The following is a 1,614-nucleotide window of genomic DNA, read 5'->3' as shown; positions in this document are numbered from 1 at the left end:
CGTGTCCAACGGCACGCTGACCCTGAACGCCGACGGCAGCTTCACCTACGTGCCGGACGCGGACTACAACGGTCCCGACTCGTTCACCTACCACGCCAACGACGGCGCGGCCGACTCGAACGTCGTCACCGTCGACATCACCGTCACGCCCGTCAACGACGCGCCGGTCGCAGCAGGTGACTCCTACTCCACCGCCGAGGACACGACGCTCACGGTCGCAGCCCCCGGCGTGCTGACCAACGACACCGATATCGACGGCGATCCGCTCGACGCCGTGCTCGACACGGACGTGTCGAACGGCACGCTCACCCTGAACGCCGACGGCAGCTTCACCTACGTCCCGGACGCCGACTGGAACGGCAGCGACAGCTTCACCTATCACGCGTCCGACGGCACGGCCGACTCGAACGTGGTCACGGTCGACATCACCGTCACGCCTGTGAACGACGCCCCGGTCGCGGTCGCGGACTCCTACTCGACGGCCGAGGACACGACGCTCACCGTCGCCGCTCCGGGTGTGCTGACCAACGACTCGGATGTGGACGGCGATCCGCTCGACGCGGTGCTCGACACCGACGTGTCCAACGGCACGCTCGTGCTCAACGCCGACGGCAGCTTCACCTATGTGCCGGACGCTGACTGGAACGGCTCCGACAGCTTCACCTACCACGCCAACGACGGCACCGCCGACTCGAACATCGTCACGGTCGACATCACGGTGACCCCGGTCAACGACGCTCCGGTGGCGACAGGCGACTCGTATTCGACGGCCGAGGACACGACGCTCACGGTCGCCGCTCCGGGCGTGCTCGGAAACGACACCGACGTCGACGGCGATCCGCTCGACGCCGTGCTCGACACCGACGTCTCCAACGGGACGCTCACGCTGAACGCCGACGGCAGCTTCACCTACGTGCCGGACGCGGACTGGAACGGTACGGACTCCTTCACCTACCACGCCAACGACGGCACGGCCGACTCGAACGTGGTCACGGTCGACATCACGGTCGGCCCGGTCAACGACGCGCCGGTCGCGGTCGCGGATTCGTACTCGACCGCCGAGGACGCGACGCTGACGGTCGCGGCCCCGGGCGTGCTCGTGAACGACACCGACGTGGACGGCGATCCGCTCGACGCGGTGCTGGACACCGGCGTGTCCAACGGCACGCTCACGCTGAACGCCGACGGCAGCTTCACCTACGTGCCGGATGCGGACTACAACGGTCCGGACTCGTTCACCTACCACGCGAACGACGGCACGGCCGACTCGAACGTGGTCACCGTCGACATCACGGTGACGCCGGTCAACGACGCCCCGGTCGCGGTCGCGGACTCCTACTCCACCGCGGAGGACACGACGCTCACGGTCGCGGCGCCTGGTGTTCTCGGCAACGACACCGACGTCGAGGGCGATCCGATCAGCGCGGTGCTCGTCGCCGACGTGGCGAACGGCACGCTCGTGCTGCTCGCCGACGGGTCGTTCCTCTACACACCGGACCCCGACTGGAACGGCACCGACTCGTTCACGTACTACTGCAACGACGGTACCGACGACTCACCGACCGCAGCGACCGTCACGATCACTGTCACGCCGGTCAACGACGCGCCGGTCGC

Annotated in this window: 1 protein-coding gene; it reads left to right on the top strand. The window is 68.0% G+C overall.

Annotated elements, in window-relative coordinates; genetic code table 11:
* Position 1: 1 nt before the first annotated feature.
* The coding region (locus FDZ70_10365) for a tandem-95 repeat protein (GenBank protein TLM66684.1) at positions 2–1,614 on the top strand (1,613 nt) is incomplete at its 3' end.

This window comes from Actinomycetota bacterium, from assembly GCA_005774595.1.
Lineage (GTDB): Bacteria > Actinomycetota > Coriobacteriia > Anaerosomatales > D1FN1-002 > D1FN1-002.
The sequence above is the reverse complement of the archived record's forward strand: the minus strand, read 5'-3'. Positions and strand labels throughout refer to the sequence as shown.